This is a genomic window from Psychrobacillus lasiicapitis, from assembly GCF_006861795.1.
Classification (GTDB): Bacteria; Bacillota; Bacilli; order Bacillales_A; family Planococcaceae; genus Psychrobacillus; species Psychrobacillus lasiicapitis.
On sequence record NZ_VDGH01000010.1, the window covers coordinates 230080 to 251584 of the forward strand.

The 21505-nt window shown below is 36.8% G+C and carries 19 protein-coding genes; 11 read left to right on the forward strand and 8 right to left on the reverse strand.

Annotated elements, in window-relative coordinates; translation table 11 throughout:
• The first annotated feature begins 245 nt into the window (after nt 1–245).
• Nucleotides 246–806 (forward strand): DUF5366 family protein, encoded by a 561-nt coding sequence (locus FG382_RS17360; protein ID WP_142540145.1) that lies wholly within the window; start codon nt 246–248, stop codon nt 804–806.
• 279 nt (nt 807–1085) lie between these two features.
• Here the strand turns inward: FG382_RS17360 and FG382_RS17365 are convergent, their stop codons facing one another.
• Both FG382_RS17365 and FG382_RS17370 read right to left on the reverse strand, forming a co-directional pair.
• Complete coding sequence (locus tag FG382_RS17365; protein WP_142540146.1) at nt 1086–2957, reverse strand: transglycosylase domain-containing protein; 1872 nt, start codon at nt 2955–2957, stop codon at nt 1086–1088.
• Nucleotides 2958–3104: 147 nt separating this feature from the next.
• On the reverse strand, nt 3105–4340 hold the full coding sequence (locus FG382_RS17370; RefSeq protein ID WP_142540147.1) for an MFS transporter: 1236 nt from the start codon (nt 4338–4340) through the stop codon (nt 3105–3107).
• Between the two features lie 141 nt (nt 4341–4481).
• Between FG382_RS17370 and FG382_RS17375 the strand changes: the two genes are divergently transcribed.
• Both FG382_RS17375 and FG382_RS17380 read left to right on the forward strand, forming a co-directional pair.
• The gene (locus tag FG382_RS17375; RefSeq protein ID WP_373287636.1) at nt 4482–5219 is read left to right on the forward strand and encodes a peptidylprolyl isomerase; all 738 of its coding nucleotides are present in this window, start codon (nt 4482–4484) and stop codon (nt 5217–5219) included.
• Between the two features lie 16 nt (nt 5220–5235).
• Entirely contained in the window at nt 5236–5460 is a 225-nt protein-coding gene (locus FG382_RS17380) for a hypothetical protein (protein ID WP_142540149.1), read from the forward strand.
• Between the two features lie 497 nt (nt 5461–5957).
• Here the strand turns inward: FG382_RS17380 and FG382_RS17385 are convergent, their stop codons facing one another.
• A complete protein-coding gene (locus tag FG382_RS17385; protein WP_142540150.1) occupies nt 5958–7124 on the reverse strand; it encodes a MalY/PatB family protein in 1167 nt (388 codons plus the stop codon).
• A gap of 75 nt (nt 7125–7199) precedes the next feature.
• Between FG382_RS17385 and FG382_RS17390 the strand changes: the two genes are divergently transcribed.
• Nucleotides 7200–7460, forward strand: coding sequence for a DUF1871 family protein (locus FG382_RS17390; protein WP_142540151.1), 261 nt, complete (start codon nt 7200–7202; stop codon nt 7458–7460).
• Between the two features lie 45 nt (nt 7461–7505).
• On the opposite strand, the gene FG382_RS17395 is transcribed toward FG382_RS17390, so the two are convergent.
• Nucleotides 7506–7718 carry a helix-turn-helix domain-containing protein gene (locus FG382_RS17395; RefSeq protein ID WP_142540152.1) on the reverse strand — a complete coding sequence of 71 codons (213 nt, stop codon included), beginning with the start codon at nt 7716–7718 and terminating at the stop codon, nt 7506–7508.
• 349 nt (nt 7719–8067) lie between these two features.
• The gene (locus FG382_RS17400; protein WP_142540153.1) at nt 8068–9405 is read right to left on the reverse strand and encodes a sodium-dependent transporter; all 1338 of its coding nucleotides are present in this window, start codon (nt 9403–9405) and stop codon (nt 8068–8070) included.
• A 130-nt stretch (nt 9406–9535) separates the two neighbouring features.
• Here FG382_RS17400 and FG382_RS17405 point away from each other — a divergent pair, with 130 nt between their 5' ends.
• The 3 genes from FG382_RS17405 (at nt 9536) to yugI (ending at nt 12151) form a co-directional block, all read left to right on the forward strand.
• Nucleotides 9536–10093, forward strand: coding sequence for an RNA polymerase sigma factor (locus tag FG382_RS17405; RefSeq protein WP_142540154.1), 558 nt, complete (start codon nt 9536–9538; stop codon nt 10091–10093).
• On the forward strand, nt 10083–11702 hold the full coding sequence (locus tag FG382_RS17410) for a hypothetical protein (protein ID WP_142540155.1): 1620 nt from the start codon (nt 10083–10085) through the stop codon (nt 11700–11702). Before FG382_RS17405 ends, FG382_RS17410 begins: the two co-directional genes overlap by 11 nt.
• 77 nt (nt 11703–11779) lie before the next feature.
• A complete protein-coding gene (gene yugI / locus FG382_RS17415) occupies nt 11780–12151 on the forward strand; it encodes a S1 domain-containing post-transcriptional regulator GSP13 (protein ID WP_142540156.1) in 372 nt (123 codons plus the stop codon).
• 32 nt (nt 12152–12183) lie between these two features.
• Here the strand turns inward: yugI and FG382_RS17420 are convergent, their stop codons facing one another.
• Nucleotides 12184–13506 carry an AAA-type ATPase lid domain-containing protein gene (locus FG382_RS17420; RefSeq protein WP_142540157.1) on the reverse strand — a complete coding sequence of 441 codons (1323 nt, stop codon included), beginning with the start codon at nt 13504–13506 and terminating at the stop codon, nt 12184–12186.
• Between the two features lie 136 nt (nt 13507–13642).
• Between FG382_RS17420 and pruA the strand changes: the two genes are divergently transcribed.
• From pruA to FG382_RS17440, 4 genes are all read left to right on the forward strand, one after another.
• On the forward strand, nt 13643–15187 hold the full coding sequence (gene pruA / locus FG382_RS17425) for an L-glutamate gamma-semialdehyde dehydrogenase (RefSeq protein ID WP_142540158.1): 1545 nt from the start codon (nt 13643–13645) through the stop codon (nt 15185–15187).
• A 178-nt stretch (nt 15188–15365) separates the two neighbouring features.
• Entirely contained in the window at nt 15366–16562 is a 1197-nt protein-coding gene (locus tag FG382_RS17430; RefSeq protein ID WP_142540159.1) for an ornithine--oxo-acid transaminase, read from the forward strand.
• A 79-nt stretch (nt 16563–16641) separates the two neighbouring features.
• On the forward strand, nt 16642–17886 hold the full coding sequence (locus tag FG382_RS17435) for a Glu/Leu/Phe/Val family dehydrogenase (protein WP_142540160.1): 1245 nt from the start codon (nt 16642–16644) through the stop codon (nt 17884–17886).
• Nucleotides 17887–17973: 87 nt separating this feature from the next.
• Nucleotides 17974–19137, forward strand: coding sequence for an iron-containing alcohol dehydrogenase (locus tag FG382_RS17440; protein WP_142540161.1), 1164 nt, complete (start codon nt 17974–17976; stop codon nt 19135–19137).
• Between the two features lie 73 nt (nt 19138–19210).
• On the opposite strand, the gene FG382_RS17445 is transcribed toward FG382_RS17440, so the two are convergent.
• Together FG382_RS17445 and FG382_RS17450 are read right to left on the reverse strand one after the other, a co-directional pair.
• Nucleotides 19211–20200: a cation diffusion facilitator family transporter gene (locus FG382_RS17445; RefSeq protein ID WP_142540162.1), complete on the reverse strand. Its 990-nt coding sequence runs from the start codon at nt 20198–20200 to the stop codon at nt 19211–19213.
• A gap of 17 nt (nt 20201–20217) precedes the next feature.
• Nucleotides 20218–20937, reverse strand: a complete 720-nt coding sequence (locus tag FG382_RS17450) for an MgtC/SapB family protein (protein WP_142540163.1) — start codon at nt 20935–20937, stop codon at nt 20218–20220.
• Nucleotides 20938–21505: the final 568 nt, after the last annotated feature.

A 21505-nucleotide genomic window follows, 5' to 3' on the forward strand; every position in this document is an offset into this window, starting at 1 on the left:
TCATCGCAAATATTTTGCTGAGACAAGTTAAGCCCCCGGTGATGTCGCAGATTTTGAAAGGAATTATTTGCGCAAGCGCAATTCAATATCTGGACGCAATTACGCCAAGGTGTAATTGATTATACCCCTAAAATTATAACGTAAATGTATAGTAATTGCATGTCAAAAAATTGACATCTACTTGCAGAATGCAACCTTCCTTCGTTATGATAAATATGACTACTTTATAGAATAAGAGGATAGTGATGAAAAACCCATATGTGTTTGGATTTTTACCTTTAATTACGATTTTATTATTTAGTTTAACCTTCTCTGTTTTTACGATGAATAAAGCAATTGCTTTGTTTAAAGTCATTGGTGTATATAGTGGTATGCGGGAGTTCTTGTCTGATTTAGAGCTAAAGTTATTTCTGCTCATCATTTTAGTACTCATCTATTTTATGCTTTTTTCTGCTTTGAAGCTGATTGCGGAAACGATTCATGAGATAGGAATGTTATTTTTTTCAAAGGATTTAGAAGGAAAGACCATTTCGCAAGCTCGTGGGGGTTACGTCATCTTTTTTGTTGGAGCGATTATTTCCGCAGTTGGTTTGCAATCGATTCAAGTATTGCTTCTCATTTTCCTGGCTACATCATTTATTTATTTTATTTATGTTGTATTTAAATTGAGTAATTCGATGAGTTTATTAGGCACTATAGGGTTAATCATGTTCGAGATTATTATGTGGAGTCTATTTTTAGCTTTAGTCATCTATGCGATGATCAAACTGTACAATGGAGTAATTGCAAGTTTACCGTTTTTATAGTAAGTTTGCGGAGGGATTACGGTTGTAGGGCGGACGTTTTCCGACGGATGAGCGATGAGTCATCTATCTCACAGAGAAACAAAGGTAAGAGCGCCACATCATGCGGTGAAGTCCAATAGAGCTTGTTGCTTATTCAGAAATGATGTACAAACCTCGCATTGTTGAGTAGAGATACCCTATCTTTTCTAATAATTGGATAAGAATCTCTTTAAAAGGTTTTTTATCTATTCATAACTGTATAATATAATATTTTTTCATCAATTTAAAAGAAGCTACTGTTTAGTAGCTTCTTTTGTTGTCTCTCATAATTTGATTGAAGATCGAATGGTGTATTTTTTTCGATTCGATTGATTTCATATTTTTAGGCAAATCATAGCCGATCCAAACAGCTGAAGTATATGTGTCCGATAAACCGGCTATCCAATAATCCACATAATCATTTGTCGTACCTGTTTTGGCACCAATATAGGATGATGGCACAGAAATACCTTTGCCCGTGCCATTTGCGACTACGTCCTGTAACAAATTACGCATCGTTTGTACGGTTTTTGGTGACCAAGCTTCTTGTTTTTCCTCGTTCCATTCATATAAGATCTCGCCATTTTTATCTACCACTTTACGTATTGCATGTGCCGGTTTATACATACCGTTTATAAAGCTTGTATATGCATCAGCCATTTCTAAAGGTGTAACTCCTCTTGTCAGCCCACCTAAAGCGGCTGCGTAGGAATAATCCTCTTTTACTATATGGTTGAATTGAAAAGGTTCCAGTTTATTAAATGCTGTTTCGATACCAGTCGTTTGTAATAAACGAACAGCAGGCGTGTTATAGCTAAAACGAAACGCTTCCTTAATCGTGACATTCCCATAAATAGCTCCTCCATAATTTTGAGGACAGTAGGTACCTATGCAGAACCTTCCTGCATTTATCCCATTTTGAGGTGTTAAAGAGGTCGTCTCAAATAAGGGAGCATATACAAGTAAAGGTTTAAATGCTGAACCTGGTTGACGAACTGCTTGGTATGCTCGGTGAAAGTCGTACTTTTTATAGTCTTTTCCTCCGTAAAGACTAATAATTTCCCTCGTTTCATTATTAATAACAGCAGATGCCGCTTGTAGACCGGGCGTTTTACGTAGAAGATTATTTATATAGTTATCTTCTTTTAATTGTTTAGCTGGATCGAGTGCAGTATATATGGTGATTCCTTTTGCACTGATTTCATTGACTCGAGATTGAAGCTCTTTTTCGAAAAAATGTTTTTGGTGTTCGCTTTGGGCAGTTGCTATTTGTTCCAGAAAGCCTTCTTTAGAAGCAATTAGATTCTTTAATTCTTCCATCACGTAAGTGCTATAGGCAGGATATACTTGTGTTTTCGTTTTTATATGCAATACAATTGGCATTGCTTTTAAAGCATCACCATCTGCAGCGGCTATCTTGTTGTTTTTGACCAATACATCAATGAGTAACTCTTGTCTTTTTTTCGTTGCATCGAAATGGACTAAAGGGTCATATAACATTGGGTTATTTGGAATAGCACTTATAAAGGCGAGCTCGGCTTCTGTTAGCTCGTTTAACGGACGGCTAAAATAATAAGTTGCGGCAGCCCCTATTCCATAAACTTGGTTACCAAAGTAAATCTCATTTAAATAATTGGATAGTATTTCTTCTTTTGTTAATTGTTTTTCCATTTCATAGGCATACAATAATTCGGTTACTTTACGTTCATATGTTTTTTCAGTAGTCAAATAACGTAATCGGACAAGTTGTTGCGTGATTGTACTTGCACCTTGTTCTTTTGAATTAGCGATGGCATTGGCAAAAACTGCACGGAAAATCGCACTAAAATTAAATCCAATATGGTTATAAAACTCTACATCCTCACTTTGTATAAATAACTCTTGTGCAAATAGAGGAATAGATTCAAGTGGGAGGGGTTCTCGCCATTCAACATAATCCTCTGAAAAAACTTGCCCCTGTTCATCAAGGAGAACAATAGGTGAAGAAATTGATGGACTCGATATTCGAATAGATTCTGCGAGATTATCTTTATATGAACTAGCTACTAGTATTTCTGTATGTATAAAAGAATATAAAATCCATATGAAAGGAAAACAAAGTAATAGGATGATAAAACCGATTGCTTGGCGCATTTATTGTACTCCATTTCATCATTATAAAGATCAATTACATCTTAGTATAATTGCGTCCAAATTTTACATTAGGTTAGTACATGTAAAATCCATGACAACTCCTTGTTAAAAGAATAGCACACTTTCTAATGGAAAGTGTGCCAGTTTTTACGTTGTTTTTGCATGAAGTTCTTCTTCTAACAAAACATCTTCAAAATCTTGTACTGGTTTCTTTCGTGCAAAATAAATAATGAAAAAGGCGATTAAAAATAAGCTGCCGGTTACAAAAAATACAGAAGAGATGCCGATATATCCACTTATAAAACCGCCAAACATAGGTCCAATAATATTTCCTAAAAAACGGAAACTTGTGTTATAGCCCATTAGTTCTCCTTGTACTTCGATCGGTGCTTCTCTACGAATCAATGCAGTCGTTATTGGAATGAGACCACCAGATGCAATTCCAAATAAGAATCGTAGGACGATCAATTGCCATAAATCAGTAACGAAGGCTTGCGGAATGATAAATATAAACGCGATGATTAGTAAAGCGGATAATATTTTTTCGTATCCCATCGTATCTCCAAGTTTCCCCCAGGTTCTAGCAAAAAGTAAACTGCCGACGCCAGTTGCACTGAACGTAATACCTGCGAGTAACGCTACTTCGGTTGAATTGGTTAAATGAGAAACATACAAAGAGAGAAGAGGCTGAATACTAAATAAACCGATTTGAACAATCGACGTTATTATTAATACATTTAAAATAAGTCGATGGTGAAAAATACCGGAAATAACTGTTTTTCTGGAAAATTCATGGTCGCTAATTTTCTTCTCTTTTTTTATTTCTCGTATACCGAAAATAACGAGTAATGCAGCGAGTGAAACAGCGGAAGAGGTAATGATAAAGGTATACTGAAAACCGAAAGTATCTGCTAAAAAGCCACCCATTACCGGGCCAAATAGAGTACCGGATACACTTCCCATTTGTAGTGTCCCCATCGTTTTTCCAGCTATATTTCTTGGTGTTTGTGCGCTTATGAAAGCTAGTGAAGTGGGGATAAATCCAGTAACAATCCCCATAAATAAACGAAGGACAAAAAATGCTTCTACAGAATGAACGAAGCCCATTAATAACACACTTGTTGCAATGCCAAAACCATTAATAATCAGTATAGGTTTGTATCCATATTTGTCCGCAATTCTTCCCCAAACTGGAGACATTAAAAAGGCGGTCACAAAGGTAACTCCAAATACTAACCCAGCCCATTTTTGAACGTAGCTTTCAGAAAAGTCACCCATACTGTTAATATATAATGACAAAAAGGGCATGATCATCGTCATTGTGCCCGAGACGAGAAAGTTAGAAAACCACATGATCGTAAAATTTCTCTTTTGTACGCTCACCGTAATCCCTTCTTTCTTTTTTGTTGCGTACTTAATAGTCACATACTAGTATAGAACATTTCGAGTGACTAAGAAAGTTAGATACTTTGTCACTGAAATTGAGATACGAATATGGTAAAATATTTTGGGGTGAATAAATTCGTGAAAAAAATAATTTTATTCTTAATTATAAGCATCGCGCTTATCTTAAGTGCATGTGGAACAACGGCTAAAGAAGCAACAAAAGAAGAAAAGGTTCCTGAAAAAGAAACAGCTGTAAATACTGATACCCAACAACAAGGAGAGATAACCATGTATCCACAACTGAATGCAGAAGTTGCTTCCAATGAAGCATTAGTTATTATGCATACTTCTATGGGAGATTTGAAGATCAAACTATTTCCAGAATATGCACCTAAAACGGTCGAAAACTTTTTAACGCATGCGGAAAACGGCTATTATGATGGCATCATTTTCCACCGTGTTATTCAAGATTTCATGATCCAAGGTGGCGACCCGACTGGAACAGGAATGGGTGGTGAAAGTATTTACGGAGAAGAGTTTGAAGATGAATTCTCGATGAACCTATTTAACATAAGAGGCGCATTGTCTATGGCAAATGCTGGTGCTAATACGAATGGTAGTCAATTCTTTATCGTTCAAGCGTCACAACCACCAGCAACAGTGGAGCAATTAACAGAAGGCGGATGGCCAGAAGAAATTGCAGCAGCATACGCGAAGGATGGCGGAACGCCGCACTTGGATCAAAAGCATACTGTTTTTGGACAAGTAATAGAAGGAATGGATGTTGTTGACCAAATAGCTGCAGTAGAAACTGGTGCACAAGACAAGCCGGTAAAAGATATAACAATTGAATCCATCGAGATTATTGAAAAATAAGTAAGGAAGTGTAGATATGTTTACTTTTTTACAGCCAGCGTTCCTTTATTTGTACTTTCCAGAAGATAAAACAGAATATATTCCAGTAGTCATCGAATTTCTTGTATTATTGGTAATTTGTATATTTGTTTTTAGATGGTTCAAAAAGAAATCAGCTAGAGACGCTGAAAAAGCGAAAGTATTAGAAGAAAAAATCATGAAAATGAGAAAAGAAGAACTAGAAAAGCAGTCATCTCAATGAGATGACTGCTTTTCTAGTTCAAGTGGTATGCTAATTGTTTAGGGAAAGTGCATGATTTCCGCTCCAGGCGGACGCTTTCCGTGGGGCGAGCGTTGAGCCTCCTCCTCCGCTAACGCTACGTGCGGGGTCTCACCTGTCTCGCTAATCCCACAGGAGTCGCCGCCTTGCACTCCAATCAATAGAACCTACTAATAATCACTATAAAGTATGTCTTATTCAATTAACCATAGGTTTTCTCTATAGAAAAAACAATGTAGTACTAGATCTAGTGCATTATGTCTTAGTAATTAGCAAACTCTACTGGATTGTAGCGAAAGGGTGGCGACTCCAGCGGGAACAGCACGAGCTGAAAGCCCCGCAGGAGCGTGAGCGACGAGGAGATTGAAGCCGTGCCCGCGGAAAGCGTCCACCCTGTAGCGAAAATCACGGCGGATACCTAATAAAGACTTACCGCGCAGTTTTCCTATACTGAGCAAGTAAAAGCTTCTAATAGATGATTATTCCAGTGCTCTAGTAAATCTGGAAACACCATCTTGAATCGTTTCGAACGGGCAAGCACAGTTCATCCGTAAAAAACCATCACCAGCATCGCCATACTTCGTTCCCGGCTCCAGTGCTAGTCTTCCTTTTGTTAACAACCGAGCCATTATATCTTGCTCAGAAAGTCCCGTACCTCGGTAATTAATCCATAACAAGTACGTACCCTCTGGTTTCACTACTGTTATGCCATCTATTTTGGACAGATGCTCTACTGCGTAATCCATATTAGATGATAGAACTTCCATTAATTCTTCTAACCATGGTCCTCCTTCTTCATAAGCTGTTTGCAATGCCGTCAAAGCAAAAATATTTAATCCCATTACTCCGCGAGTCATAGCAAAATGCTCTAACGTTTTTCGCTTTTCTTCATCCGGTACGATAGTAGCGGCGGCTTGAATTCCTGCGATATTAAAGGTTTTAGTAGGTGCAAAAAATGTAATAATATTCGAAATATCTTCTGCTGCATTAAACAAAGGAGTATGTTGAAAAGGTTTATATGTAAGGTCTGCATGAATCTCATCCGATAGAATTAGAACATTATATTGTTTACAAAGTGCTGCCATTTGTCGGAGGTCCTCTTTGTTCCATACTTTTCCACCTGGATTATGCGGATTACATAATATAAATACTTTTATTCCTTTTTGTAAGCATTTTTCAAAAAGCCCGAAATCCATTTCGTATCCATTATCTTTTTCTGTCAGACGGCAAGTGATGACTTCTCGTCCTAGATTTTGAGGGATACTTGTGAATGGGGGATAAACAGGCGTGTGTATTAGTACTTTATCACCTGGTTCTGTAAATACTTCAACTGCTTCTGCCATGGCTGGTATAACACCTTGGCGAAATAAAATCCATTCGTTTTCAATCGTCAATTGATGCTTGTTTAAAACCCAATTAGACAATGCAGTTTTAGCTTCTTCGGGTGTAATCGCGTAACCAAAGATTGGATGTTCCATTCGTTTATGAATCGCATCTCTAATAACCGGTGCAATAGCAAAATCCATATCTGCAATCCACATAGAGAGTACGTCCGATGTATCCTCCAAAGAATAAATTTGATCAAGCATGTCCCATTTAACAGAAAAGGTATTTCTTCGATTATAAATAGTAGAAAAATTAGACAAAATAATTTCTCCTTTCAATTTAAGATTATTATGTTATTATATCCCTAACTAATAAAACTAGTAAGGTGAAACTAAATGGATACAATTGAAATGAATAGAAAAGCAACTTGGGCTTTACAAGAGTGGGATCCATTCAATTTAGGGGTAGATGGTTATGAAACAGAAACAGCAGATGTCGTAGCGGATTTACAGAGCATCGATCATCCTTCTGAACTGGCGAAACGGATTCAGGAAATTTATGAGCATTCGTTCGAGCAGTGGATTCCACTTGAAAAATGTGTAGAAATTTCATATAAGTTGATTGCCTTAAAATATGAAATGAAATGTATTATTTAATAAAAAAAGCTTTCGGTTTCAGTTGATCCCGAAAGCTTTTTTGTTTTATGCATCTTGTAAGCCGTCTAATAAATTGGATGCTGGTACTTCCAATGCGTTCGATAATTTTAAGATGGTTTGAACAGAGGGTGTTTCGTTGCCTGATTCATATGCCTCTAGTTTTCCTGAACCAATTCTTGTTTTTAAAGCAAGTGTTTCTAAAGAAATATTACGCTCTTCTCTTAGTTGTCGTAATTGTTCATGCAATTCTTTTTTCATAAATTCATCCACCTCTTTAAAAGTCTTAATTGTTACTATATTATAGCACAATTCTTTTTAGAACTGCTTTGAAGTATTGACAGAAAAAGTACTTTTATCCCGCATTAAGGTGCAGTAAGATTCCTACTTCAAGATTTAAGAAAAGTGAAAAAGGTAAGTGGGAGATCAAATGCTGGCATGCGCCCGATGAAATGATCCAAGACTAAGTACGCAACATAGTGTTGCTCCTGCGCAAAGCTCGATGCAAAATAAAAGAGCGTTTGCAACGTCTGTGTGTCCCACATCGTGTGGGACAAACTAACAATCAGTGCGGGATGAAGACCTCCTCACTGATTGTAGTTTCACTTTATTACAAAAACAATTTAATGATTCCTTGCACAAAAATAATAATGATGGCTATAGGAGCAGCAAAGCGAACGATAAAATACCATGTATTAAACAAGGAATGTCCTAGCTTTAACTCGTTAGAAAGTTCCACTTTCGTTAATTGATAACCAGCAAATAGGGACATGAAAAATGCGCCTAGAGGTAATCCAAAACTGCTGGTGATAAAATCGGCAAAGTCAAAAACAGTCATTCCTAAAATATGAAGATCCGAAAGTACTCCAAAAGATAAAGCGCTTGGAATTCCGACTAAGAAAATGATTATACCGTAAATCCAAGATGCTTTTCTTCGGCGGTCGTAATTAGAACGAATTCCAATAGATACAGATATTTCTAACATCGAGATAGACGATGTCAAAGTTGCGAAAAGTAGTAGGATAAAGAAAATAATCATAAAAAATGCACCGAACGGTATTTGTTCAAATACTGCAGGTAAGATAATGAATGCTAAACCTGGTCCTTGATCGGGAGTGTATCCTAGTGCGAAAACAGCAGGGAATATAACGAGCCCAGCTAGTATGGAAACTCCGATATTCATCAGGGAGACATTTAACGCAGAACTTCCTAGTTTTTCTTCTTTCGATAAATAAGAAGCATATGTAATCATTACGGCTACTCCAACGCTAAGTGAGAAGAAAGCTTGTCCCAGTGCGAGCAAAATTGTTTTTCCATTAAAATAAGACCAATCTGGAACAAACAGAAATTTAATCCCTTCCATTGCACCGTCAAGTGTTAAAGAACGTATGACAAGTGCAATAAAGAAGACAAATAAAAGAGGCATCATCCACTTACTAGCACGTTCAATACCGCCTTTGATACCGCCTTGTACAATCCAAATGGTTAATAACATAAATGCTCCTTGTGCAATGATTACTTCCCAAGGATTTTGAATAATAGTACCGAATAACTCACCGAAGTAATTTTCACTTCCACCTTTAAGTTTAAAAAATACAGCACGTACTAAATAACTTAAGATCCATCCGCCTACAACGCTATAAAAGGATAAAATAATAGATGAAAATATTAATCCAGACCAACCTAAAAGATACCATGGTTTTCCTGGAGCTTGTTTTTTGAAAGAAGTGACAGGATCAGCTTGTCCACGTCTTCCAATTACGAACTCTGCAAGTAAGATTGGAAGGCCAATTAAAATTGTACTAATAATGAATAGTATAAGAAAGACACTACCACCATTAGTTCCTGCCATATAAGGAAACTTCCAAATAGCCCCTAAGCCGATTGCACTTCCGGCCGCTGCTAATATAAATCCGATTTTCGATCCGAAACGATCTCTTTTTGCCAAAAATAACTCCTCCTTCAGGTAGAACGGTCTTATTGTACACGAGGTTAAAGAGAAAATGTAGACTTATTTTGAAACATTCTAGAATTATCTTTCGTATCACCTATACAACAAGAGAGAGTGAGGGGGAGCAATGCTTGATAGTGAATTGATTGAGCGTGCACAAAAAGGCGATAAAAAAGCGTATGCCCAGCTAATCCAAATACATCATCGAACGGTAGAAAAGTTTGCTTATCAATGCGGGGTGAAAGTAAATGACTTACCAGATGTCACACAAGAAGTATTCGTTAAGCTATATCGCTTTTTACATCAATTTAAGCATGAGCGTTTTACAACGTGGTTATACAAAATAACATTAAATGCAACAAGGGATTATTACCGCAAGGAAACAAGAGAAAAGGCAAAAGAAGAAAAACTGACACGTAATGTAGCTGCATCCTATAGCACAAAATCAGCAGAAGACAGAATTCTAGTGTTTGAAGAAGATCGAGAGCTACATAAAGCGATTCAGTCGTTAGATGAAAAATATCGCCACCCAATCATCCTCTTCTATTTTCATGAATTATCCTATGTACAAATAAGTGAAGTACTAAATGTTCCGATTTCCACGATTAAAATAAGGTTACTTCGAGCAAAAGGTCATTTGAAAACTGCCCTAGAAATGAACGGAGGTGCTGAGCATGGACGATAAACGACTAGAACAACGTTTACATTTATTGAAAGACTCCTATGAGCGGATTCCATCCGAAATTGATGTGGATGCTATATTAAACGAAATAGAGGAAGTACAAGTAAATGAAAAGAAAAACAAAGGAACCAAATGGCAACGAGTAACAGTTTGGGCAGTGAGTATCGCAAGTGTTTTTATTATTGGAGTGTTAAGTGCAGATTATCTGGAAGGTGGAGGGATAAAAAATAGTCAAAAAAAGCAAGAAGAACTGGAACAAACTGATGATTTAATAGAATATGCAAATAGTTTAAAGGATCAATACGAAAAAGAAAGAGAAAAAAGACGTCAAGTACTAGGTATACCAGTTAAGGATTTTAAAACACTCTCTTTTGTTCAGCAAGCAGATGGGTTTGCATCATCGATAGATTATTTTTCAAAACAAACATATGACTCTAATTATTCCACTTCTAAAGATCGATACAAGGAGTTGTTTGAAAAAGCTGTTAATAATATTCATCTACCCTCAGAAATGGTGGATGATATATTAAAACAGCAGGAAAAATTGGATGAAGAAAAAACGTCCGAGTTTTTTAATTCCTATTACTCAAAAATTATAGATTTAAAGATTTATTTTAACAAAAAACAAAATGTAACAAAAAATCAAATGGTATCTCTTGAAGCAGAAGGTCTATACTTTGAAAATGGGAAATTCCATTTTAAAGGTAATGACAACTATCTAGCGCTTAAAGCATTTTTAGCTCCACCTGTAGCGGGATATTTTAAAATGCTTGAGCAAGAACCATATACTTATGCAGGGGAGCTTGTTTATTCCTTAGAGGATTCAGTAGCTGCTATGTTGATATTTGAGAATAGTTTATTAGAAAGCTTTGATTACTATAGTAATATTTCAACGATGAAAGCATATTACACAGAAATCTTTCATGCGGTTGTAAAAGGTACTAAGGATCAATCTATTTATGGTGATGACGGAAAAGTGAAGGAAGAATATCGTCAGTTATGGAAAGCGATGATGTCACAAACTAGCAATTCACCGGTCAATTATATTCTACCTCCAATTGTCAAAGAATTTGAAGCAAGTAATTGGAGGAAATCCGATAGTTGGGAAAGCCTCAATAATAGAGACATCGACGATGCTCTTCACTTAGCAATCAATGGAGACTTAGGACAATTTATAGAAAATCCCCTAACTGGAAATAACGAAACACCGGTGGATGACAATTTTGCTCAAAGAATTCATGCGTTATATAAGTTATTCGCAGGGACTTATGATCAAACAGTTTTAAAAGATGCTAAACCGGAAGAAATAGTTGGATTATATTATTATTGTGCCCAACTAGGTGATGAAGTAACTAAATATGAACTGTATATTAAAGATGATCAGTACCAACGAATTCCAAAAGAAGAATATATGAAGGCTTCGCATCAAAAGATAACAGATTTTCGTAACGAGTTTTCTTCGCTACATTTTGAACAACGTTCTGATAAAGAGGGGTATGTAGTATTAACACTCCATCCTGATCGTACTCTCTACTTGCACGACGAAGTGATTGGTTTTGCGATGATCCACACAGAAAACGGCTGGCGTGCTGCATTCATGCCCACTCAGTGATTTTTGCTAGTCGGCATACCGATATGTTATAATTTACCGTGACTATAACGTATATAAAGAAAGTAGGAACGGGTATTATGACAAAAATTTATAAGGTAGGAGATGTGGTCACGGGCAAAGTAACGGGTATTCAACCTTACGGAGCATTCGTTGGTTTAGATGAACATACACAAGGATTAGTGCATATTTCTGAAATAACCTATGGATACGTGAAAGAAGTTGGGGAGTTTTTAACAGTTGGCGAAGAGGTGGATGTGAAAATTCTTGAAATAGACGATGAAGCGGGAAAAATTAGTTTATCCATCCGAGAGCTACAAGAAAAACCAGTCGTTCCTAAAAAAGAAGATAAGCTACGTAAAACACTGCAAGCCCGTGTAGATGAACATGACGTGGAAGGCTTTAACACACTAAAAGAAAAATTAGGCGAATGGATAAAAAAATCTATCTAACCGTCTATCGATTAAAAAAATGGAAGCAGCTCTTATTGAGGAGTGCTTCCATTTTTTATTTTACGTAATCGATATTGTAAGTTTTGTCTGCTCATTCCTAAAGCTTCTGCAGCCTTTGTTACATTTCCATCATGTTTATCCATCGCTTTTTGCAAATAATAAACTTCTGCTTCCCTCAAATACTCATCCAATGGCAGTAAGTCCTTATCCGAAGAAATAACAAAGTCCTCTGCTTTTTTGGACGACTCGTTGAAATCTTGTACTTTTAGCTTAAAGTGTAGAGGTAGCATATCAAATTTCAATATTCTTTCTGTAGTAATCATCGAACTAATCTCATCTAAAAGTAACTCTAATTCTTTGAGATTTCCTGGCCAGTCATAACTTAATAAGGCTTGGATAACATCTTCTTCTATTTCTTTAATGGTAGAGCCGTACCGATTTAAATAACGATGAAAATAATCTTCTACAAAAGGTAATATATCTTCCATTCGCTCCCTAAGAGGGGGAATATTAATCGTGACCGTTGTAAAATAATAATACAGTTCCTTGCTTAATTGGTTCTTTGCAATTAGATCGATTGGGTCTAATCCGATACTGGCGATATACAAATTTTTACTATTGCTATTTGCATTTAAAATTTCCAACAGCTTAATCTGTAAATCGATGGATAATAAATCGATTCTTTCACAAAATATAGTGCAGTTCGATAGAGATCTAAGCTCTTTTTCAAATTTATCTATTAAGTGTTTATCCGAACTATGACAATACAAGCTGATAAATTGTTCATTCGGAGGGGAAAGCTGATGGTGTATGGCTTCAGCGATTAGGTCCTTCCCAGTGCCGGCTTCTCCAGTAAGCAGTACAGGCATTCTTACATGGGCTGCTTTAATAGATCGTTCCTTTACATCCTTCATAAGTTGAGATGCTGCCGTAATAGTGGAGAGGGTGATCGCTTCATTATACCTTTTTAAAGGCTGGTATATTAGTCGTTCTAACGTTGTAATATCTCGAGAAAATTCAATAGCGCCAATCAGTTTACTATTTTCGAAAATTGGGTATGTATCGTTGATTGTTGTTATTTCTTGCCCATTTCTATTCCAATACGTTTGCTTAACACGTAAAACAGGTTTCTCACTATGCAACACTTTTAGCAAAGTACTTTCTTGTTGTTCGAACTGAAAAAGGTCCAAAATGGATCGATCGACTACATCAACGGAATCTAAACCTTCAATTTCTTTCATCTTTTCATTATAAATAATTGTTTTTCCAGCTATATCAACAGCATGAATTCCTACAGATACATGCCCTGTAGCAAACTTATAAAAAGGGAGAAGCTTACTCAATTGGTCCTTCATCTAGCTCACCTCAAAAATATTTTTAACATTTTAAAATTTAATACTTGAAAAACGCAACAATCTTTTGCATTATTATATATGTAAATGATTTATAAACGCAAATTATTTTTGCACTAACAATTAAAGGAGGATTTACATGTTACCTTATAAACACGAACCATTCACAGACTTCTCCAAAGAAGAAAACAAAAATGCGATTAAAGAAGGATATAAAGTAGTTGAAGCATATTTAGGTGAAGAGTATCCATTAATCGTTGGTGGAGAGCGAATTACTACTGAAGGTAAAATCACTTCTTATAACCCAGCACAGAAAGAACAAGTGGTAGGGATTGTTTCAAAAGCGACGAGAGACATTGCTTCTAAAGCAATGGACATTGCAGATGAAACATTTAACACATGGAAAAAAGTAAAACCAGAAGTACGCGCAGATGTACTTTTTAAAGCAGCAGCAATTATGCGTCGTCGTAAAGCTGAATTCTCTGCATTATTATCAAAAGAAGCGGGGAAAACATGGGTTGAAGCTGACGTAGAAGCAGCTGAAGCAATCGATTTCTTAGAATATTATGGTCGCCAGATGTTACGTTTAAAAGATGGTGTTCCAGTTGAAAGCCGTCCAGGCGAATATAACCGTTACGACTATATTCCATTAGGAGTAGCAGTAGTTATTTCTCCATGGAACTTCCCATTTGCTATTATGGCGGGTACTACAGTTGCGGCAATGGTTGCTGGTAATACAGTATTATTAAAACCTGCATCGACTACACCAATCGTTTCTTATAAATTTGTAGAAGTATTAGAAGAAGCTGGTATGCCTGCTGGCGTAGTTAACTTCATCCCTGGTTCAGGTGCAGAAATTGGTGACTTCTTAGTTGAGCATCCACGTACTCGTCTAATCAGCTTCACTGGTTCTCGTGATGTTGGTTTAGGAATCGTTGAAAAATCATCTAAATTGGCAGATGGTCAAATTTGGATTAAACGTACGATCCTTGAAATGGGTGGTAAAGATACAATCGTAGTAGATAAAGAAGCAGACTTAGAACTAGCTGCTCAATCTATCGTAAAATCTGCATTCGGTTTTAGTGGTCAAAAATGTTCGGCATGTTCACGTGCTGTAATCGTAGAAGATGTATACGATCAAGTAGTTAACCGCGTAGAAGAGTTAACAAAAGCATTAACAGTAGGAGTTCCTGATAATGATGAGCACTTCGTTGGTCCAGTTATCGATGGTTCTGCATTCAATAAAATTATGGAATACATTGAAATTGGTAAAGGAGAAGGCCGTTTAGTAGCTGGTGGTACTGGTGATGACTCAGAAGGTTATTTCATCCAACCAACAGTTATTGCAGACCTTTCTCCAACTGCGCGCATTATGCAAGAAGAAATCTTCGGACCAGTTGTTGGTCTTACAAAAGCAAAAGATTTCGACGAAGCAATTGATATTGCGAACAATACGGAATACGGTTTAACAGGAGCAGTTATTACAAATAACCGCATGAACCTGGAAAAAGCTCGTGAAGATTTCCACGTAGGTAACCTTTACTTTAACCGTGGATGTACAGGTGCGATTGTAGGATACCAACCATTTGGTGGATTTAATATGTCTGGTACAGATTCAAAAGCTGGCGGTCCAGATTATATCGTTCTTCATATGCAAGCAAAAACAACTTCTGAAATGCTTTAATACTATATAACACTAAATAGGTAGGCACATCTTGGGTGGGTCTACCTATTTATAAAACAAAGGAGAAAGTAATTACTTTCTTATTTATTTTAACTATCGATGAAGCTTCAGTGCCTTGCCTCTTGTGGGCAGACATAGGCGGCTTGCGCTTTTCTTAAAAGAAACGGGGGAAATGAAGATGACAAACTCACAACATGTGATTGATCAAACAGATAAATTTGGTGCTAATAACTACAATCCACTTCCAATCGTTATTTCGGAGGCAGAGGGTGTTTGGGTTAAAGATCCAGAGGGTAATAAATATATGGATATGCTTTCTGCATACTCTGCAGTGAACCAAGGGCATCGTCATCCTAAAATTATTCAAGCGTTAAAAGACCAAGCAGATCGTGTAACTTTAACATCACGCGCATTTCATAATGACCAATTAGGTCCATGGTATGAAAAAGTGAGTGAAATTACAGGAAAAGAAATGGTATTGCCAATGAACACCGGTGCAGAAGCGGTAGAAACTGCATTTAAAGCTGCTCGTCGCTGGGCTTATGATGTAAAAGGTGTTGCAGAAGGCCAAGCGGAAGTCATCGCATGTAATGGGAACTTCCATGGTCGTACAATGACAGCAGTATCCCTTTCATCGGATCCGGAATACAAACGTGGCTTTGGACCAATGTTACCTGGTATTAACTTAATCCCTTACGGTGATTTAGAAGCACTTAGAGCAGCTATTACACCAAATACTGCAGCATTTTTAATCGAACCTATTCAAGGGGAAGCAGGAATTCTTATTCCACCAGCTGGATTTATGAAAGCAGCTTACGAACTATGTAAAGAAAATAATGTGCTGTTTATCGCTGACGAGATTCAAGCAGGTCTTGCGCGTACTGGTAAAATGTTTGCTTGTGAGTGGGAAGATGTAAATCCAGATATGTACATTTTAGGTAAAGCACTTGGTGGTGGGGTATTCCCAATTTCATGTGTAGTTGCTGACCGTAGTGTACTTGAGGTATTCAATCCAGGATCACATGGTTCTACATTTGGAGGAAATCCTTTAGCTTGTGCAGTTTCTGTTGCTTCATTAAATGTATTAACGGAAGAAAAACTTGCAGAACGCTCATTAGAGCTAGGCGAATACTTTATGAATGCATTAAAAGAAATCCAACATTCTTCTATTAAAGAAGTTCGTGGACGTGGATTGTTTATCGGTATGGAGCTAACAGAAGAGGCGCGCCCATATTGCGAGCAGTTAAAAGAATTAGGATTATTATGTAAAGAAACACATGACACGGTGATTCGTTTTGCACCACCTCTAGTGATTTCAAAAGAAGACCTAGATTGGGCAATCGACAAAATAAAAAAAGTATTTAGCAACCAATAAATCATAGACAAATAGGAACTAATGTATGTTACAATGATTCCGAAGAAATAATTATGAATTAAAGAGGCGAAATAATCAAATGGCTGAAAATTTAAACCTGTTCACATCAACCCAGGCTGTCATTAAAGAGGCACTGCAAAAATTAGGTTATGACGAAGCAATGTATGAGTTACTGAAAGAACCACTTCGCATGATGGAAGTTCGCATTCCAGTAAGAATGGATGATAATACAGTAAAAGTATTTACAGGTTACCGTGCTCAACATAATGATGCAGTTGGACCTACAAAAGGTGGAGTGCGTTTCCATCCAGCAGTAACACAAGAGGAAATGAAAGCACTTTCTATGTGGATGACACTAAAAGCTGGAATCGTTGATCTTCCATATGGTGGAGGTAAAGGTGGAGTAGCTTGTGATCCACGTGAAATGTCCATGGGAGAAATTGAACGATTAAGTCGTGGTTATGTACGTGCAATTGGTCAGATCGTAGGGCCAACAAAAGATATTCCAGCTCCAGATGTGTTTACAAACGCACAAATTATGGCATGGATGATGGATGAATATAGTCGTATGGACCAATTCAACTCACCAGGTTTCATTACTGGTAAACCACTTGTACTTGGCGGATCACAAGGTCGCGATCGTGCTACTGCACAAGGTGTTACTATTGTTATTAATGAAGCAGCAAAAAAACGTAATATTGATATGCAAGGTGCACGTGTAGTTATCCAAGGCTTTGGTAATGCTGGAAGCTTTTTAGCTAAGTTCTTGAGTGATCAAGGTGCAAAAGTTATTGGTATTTCTGATGCTTACGGAGCTTTACATGACCCTAACGGTTTAGATATCGATTATTTATTGGATCGTCGCGATAGCTTTGGTACAGTTACAACATTATTTGAAAATACAATTTCTAACCAAGAACTATTAGAGTTAGATTGTGATATATTGGTACCAGCAGCAATTGAGAACCAAATTACTTCAGAAAATGCGCATAATATCAAAGCTACTATTGTAGTAGAAGCGGCGAATGGGCCAACAACTTCTGAAGCTACTAGAATCCTTTATGATAGAGGTATTCTATTAGTTCCTGACGTTTTAGCTAGCGCAGGTGGAGTAACGGTTTCTTATTTTGAATGGGTACAAAATAACCAAGGTTATTACTGGACAGAAGAAGAAGTAAATGAAAAATTAGTGAAAAAAATGGTAGATGCTTTTGAAAATATCTATGAAGTAGCATCAACTCGCAACATCAATATGCGCCTAGCTGCTTACATGGTTGGGGTACGCAGAACAGCAGAAGCATCACGCTTCCGTGGTTGGGTATAATAAGTTACTCACACATAAAAACCGCTTGTAAAATACAAGCGGTTTTTATTATCATGAAAGTAGATAGAATTAAAGGAGGAAGTTTCAATGAATGCATTCTCATTTTATAATCCTGTAAAATTAATATTCGGAAAAGGGCAATTAGCGAAATTACCGAATGAGCTTGCCAGTTACGGTCAAAAAGTTCTTGTAGTATATGGCGGTGGTAGTATAAAGAAAAACGGCCTATATGATCAAGTGATGACAGCTTTAAAAGAAGCGGACATGCAAGTATTTGAATTACCGGGAGTTGAACCAAATCCAAGACTTTCTACAGCGAAGCGTGGAGCAGAAATTTGTAAAACAGAAGGAATTGACGTTGTACTAGCAGTTGGTGGCGGTTCTGTAATCGATTGTACAAAACTAATCGTAGCTGCTGCAAAATATGATGGGGATGCATGGGATTTAGTGACGCGTAAAGCAGTACCTAAAGAAGCGCTACCCTTCGGAACAGTCTTAACATTAGCTGCGACAGGTTCAGAAATGAATTCAGGTTCTGTTATTACAAATGAAGACACACAAGAAAAATACGGATGGGGAAGTCCGCTCGTATTCCCGAAATTTTCAATTTTGGATCCAGTACATACATTTACAGTTCCTCTGGATCAAACGGTTTACGGTATTGTCGATATGATGTCTCATATGTTTGAACAATATTATAATGAAGCGACAAATACTCCTGTACATGATGAAATGATTGAAGGTGTACTTCGTGTTGTTATGGAAACAGCACCAAAGTTAGTTCAAGATTTAGAAAACTATGAACTTCGTGAAACGATTTTATTTGCAGGTACTATGGGATTGAACAACTTCTTACGAATGGGTTACATCGGAGATTGGGCTAGTCATAATATAGAGCATGCTGTTTCAGCGGTATATGATATTCCTCATGCGGGAGGACTAGCTATTATTTTCCCAAGATGGATGCGTCATAATGTACACGTAAATCCAGAACGCTTTGCAAAGCTAGCCGAAAAAGTATTTCAAGTGGACCCAACCGGTAAATCGGCAGAGGAAGTAGCGCTAGAAGGAATTGATCGATTAGTAGCGTTTTGGTCTTCGCTCGGTGCACCGACGAATTTAGCTGACTATAATATAGATGATTCCCAAATTGATCTAATGGTAGAAAAAGCAATGGTCAACGGAAAATTTGGTAATTTTAATAAGCTAGATGAAGAGGATACAAAAGCAATATTAACTGCATGTCTATAAGTAAGCGCAAGCGTTAGATTGTACTGAGTAAAAATTTAATATGCAAAAAGAAAACACATGATAGAGCAAATGCTCAATCATGTGTTTTTAATGTGGTATGTTGATCTCGATGAGTGGTCCATGTTCTAATGCCGTCATCTTCATCGAAGGAGATGGTGACATCTGTTACACCTTGCTGATTTAAAATAAGTTCTTTCAATACATCATGAATATCATCTACTTTGGCGAACGAAAGAGATGGATCTATTTCTGCAACTAAATTAACGTGTAAAAATTCCCCTTCTTTAATTACTTCTAATTCTTTAATATCTTTTACATTGGGGTTTTCCGATATAACATGTGCAATATGTACAAGCATTTGCTCATCTGTTTCTCCTAGAACACCCCTAGCATTGTCTAAAAAGACCTTACCTACTACGTAGAACATCATTACCCCAATGAGGATGGAGGCAATTCCTTCTGCTTCTAAAAATCCTGTAAAGTGTGAAATTAACACTGCGATAAATGCAAGAATTCCACCAGATGTGGCTACTAAGTCTTCCATAAAAACGAGTTTCGTTGCAGGCTTTGCGCGATTTAAATGGGCAAAACTTGTCGTAAGTGGGGCAAGGAGACCACCTTTAATACTTACATCGTGCAAAATCTCTTTTCCTGCTTTGTATAATACAGCAAATTCTAAAATAATGGAGATTCCCAAAACGGACAAACTAATAGCCATTCCACTAGAGGCGGCGGGATGCTGAATATGATGCCATCCTTCTTTAATAGTCTCGTAAGAAAGAATGCCAACTAATAGTACTGCTCCTAAACAAACGAGATTAACTAAACGACCAAATCCATTGGGAAACCTTGGAGTAGGGGCTTTCTTGGATAGAGCGGAACCGATAAATACGAAAAATTGATTCGCAGCATCACCGATGGAGTGCATCATTTCTGCGAACATAGCTACATTACCAGTTAGGAAGAATGCTCCAGCTTTTAAAGCTGCAATAATCGTATTTACAATTGCAGCAGTTAACGAAGGAATATTTCCTCCTTTTAGTAACTTAAAAAATCCTTTCATACAAATGACTCCTCCTGTCAGATAGATTCTACTTCCACAGTTTCAATAAATTTCTGTTTTTTAATTGAATTATAGAATTCTACCGTATTTTTTTTAGTGACTATAGACAACCGCAAGTCGATTTCATGCTTGATGATATTATTGTCTAAAACAACATCTTTTATCCGAATACTTTCTATATAAAGACCGCTAGCTTGAAGAAAATCATACACTTTCGCAATGCTTTCTGTATTTGAAACTATTACAATTAGTGATAATTCTTTGGATCTTAATCTTTTAGGTCCAATTTTCGCCAATAACGGAGGAATTATCTCAATACCAATTAAGACAATACATACACTTAGTGCCGCCTCAAAATAAAATCCTGCACCAACTGCAATACCAATTCCACCTGCTCCCCAAATCATAGCAGCAGTCGTTAGACCCGTAATACTATCGTTACCTCTACGAAGAATAACCCCTGCGCCAAGGAAACCGATACCGCTTACAATCTGAGCGGCTAAGCGCAGAGGATCCATTGTTATGTTAATACCTTCATGTGGATGAGCTTTGTATGCAGATTCAATCGATATGTATGTCAGCAAGCAACTAAAAGTAGCAATAACGATGCTAGTTTTTAATCCGACGGGTTTCTTTTTTAGTTCCCTTTCTATACCTATTATTAAACTTAATAATGCTGCAATAGATAATTTAAATATGATTTCGGCGCTACCACTTATATCTGGCAACCATTCCATTATGTATTCCCCCAATTTTTTAATTGATAAGTTGAGTATCTATTATATATATGAGGAAAAATATCGACGTATATCATAATTAACTCTTTAGAACTTTATTGATATGTAATACCCATTATTAACGAGTTTAATCCTGTTTAAATCTTTTCCGATTCCTTACTACATGGGTATTTATATTAATAAAGATTGAAAAGTTTAGAAGTAGTAATAATAAGATAAAATAAATTTATTGAAGTTTTTTTAGAAAAAGGGTTGCTTTTTTATTTATAAACAGGTATATTAATACTTGTCCTTCGGAACGACATTCAAACGATTTGAAATATTTCAAAAAAATGTTTGACATCTAATCCGAAAGAAGTTATACTAATAAAGTCGTCAAAACGAGACGATAACATGAACATTGAAAACTGAACATGCAAAACGTTAAGAAATATAGCTATCAGATTAACTTGTTAGTCTGATAGCAAAACAATTATGACATCATTTAATGATGATGCCAGCAAAACAAAATGAGCTTTTTAAGTTCTCTATTATGGAGAGTTTGATCCTGGCTCAGGACGAACGCTGG

Excerpts from the sequence above, each read along its gene's own strand:
- FG382_RS17360 (WP_142540145.1), top strand. The coding sequence starts at position 246 with ATGAAAAACCCATATGTGTTTGGATTTTTACCTTTAATTACGATTTTA.
- FG382_RS17365 (WP_142540146.1), bottom strand. The coding sequence starts at position 2,957 with ATGCGCCAAGCAATCGGTTTTATCATCCTATTACTTTGTTTTCCTTTC.
- FG382_RS17380 (WP_142540149.1), top strand. The coding sequence starts at position 5,236 with ATGTTTACTTTTTTACAGCCAGCGTTCCTTTATTTGTACTTTCCAGAA.
- FG382_RS17390 (WP_142540151.1), top strand. The coding sequence starts at position 7,200 with ATGGATACAATTGAAATGAATAGAAAAGCAACTTGGGCTTTACAAGAG.
- FG382_RS17395 (WP_142540152.1), bottom strand. The coding sequence starts at position 7,718 with ATGAAAAAAGAATTGCATGAACAATTACGACAACTAAGAGAAGAGCGT.
- FG382_RS17405 (WP_142540154.1), top strand. The coding sequence starts at position 9,536 with ATGCTTGATAGTGAATTGATTGAGCGTGCACAAAAAGGCGATAAAAAA.
- FG382_RS17410 (WP_142540155.1), top strand. The coding sequence starts at position 10,083 with ATGGACGATAAACGACTAGAACAACGTTTACATTTATTGAAAGACTCC.
- yugI (WP_142540156.1), top strand. The coding sequence starts at position 11,780 with ATGACAAAAATTTATAAGGTAGGAGATGTGGTCACGGGCAAAGTAACG.
- FG382_RS17420 (WP_142540157.1), bottom strand. The coding sequence starts at position 13,506 with ATGAAGGACCAATTGAGTAAGCTTCTCCCTTTTTATAAGTTTGCTACA.
- pruA (WP_142540158.1), top strand. The coding sequence starts at position 13,643 with ATGTTACCTTATAAACACGAACCATTCACAGACTTCTCCAAAGAAGAA.
- FG382_RS17430 (WP_142540159.1), top strand. The coding sequence starts at position 15,366 with ATGACAAACTCACAACATGTGATTGATCAAACAGATAAATTTGGTGCT.
- FG382_RS17435 (WP_142540160.1), top strand. The coding sequence starts at position 16,642 with ATGGCTGAAAATTTAAACCTGTTCACATCAACCCAGGCTGTCATTAAA.
- FG382_RS17440 (WP_142540161.1), top strand. The coding sequence starts at position 17,974 with ATGAATGCATTCTCATTTTATAATCCTGTAAAATTAATATTCGGAAAA.
- FG382_RS17445 (WP_142540162.1), bottom strand. The coding sequence starts at position 20,200 with ATGAAAGGATTTTTTAAGTTACTAAAAGGAGGAAATATTCCTTCGTTA.
- FG382_RS17450 (WP_142540163.1), bottom strand. The coding sequence starts at position 20,937 with ATGGAATGGTTGCCAGATATAAGTGGTAGCGCCGAAATCATATTTAAA.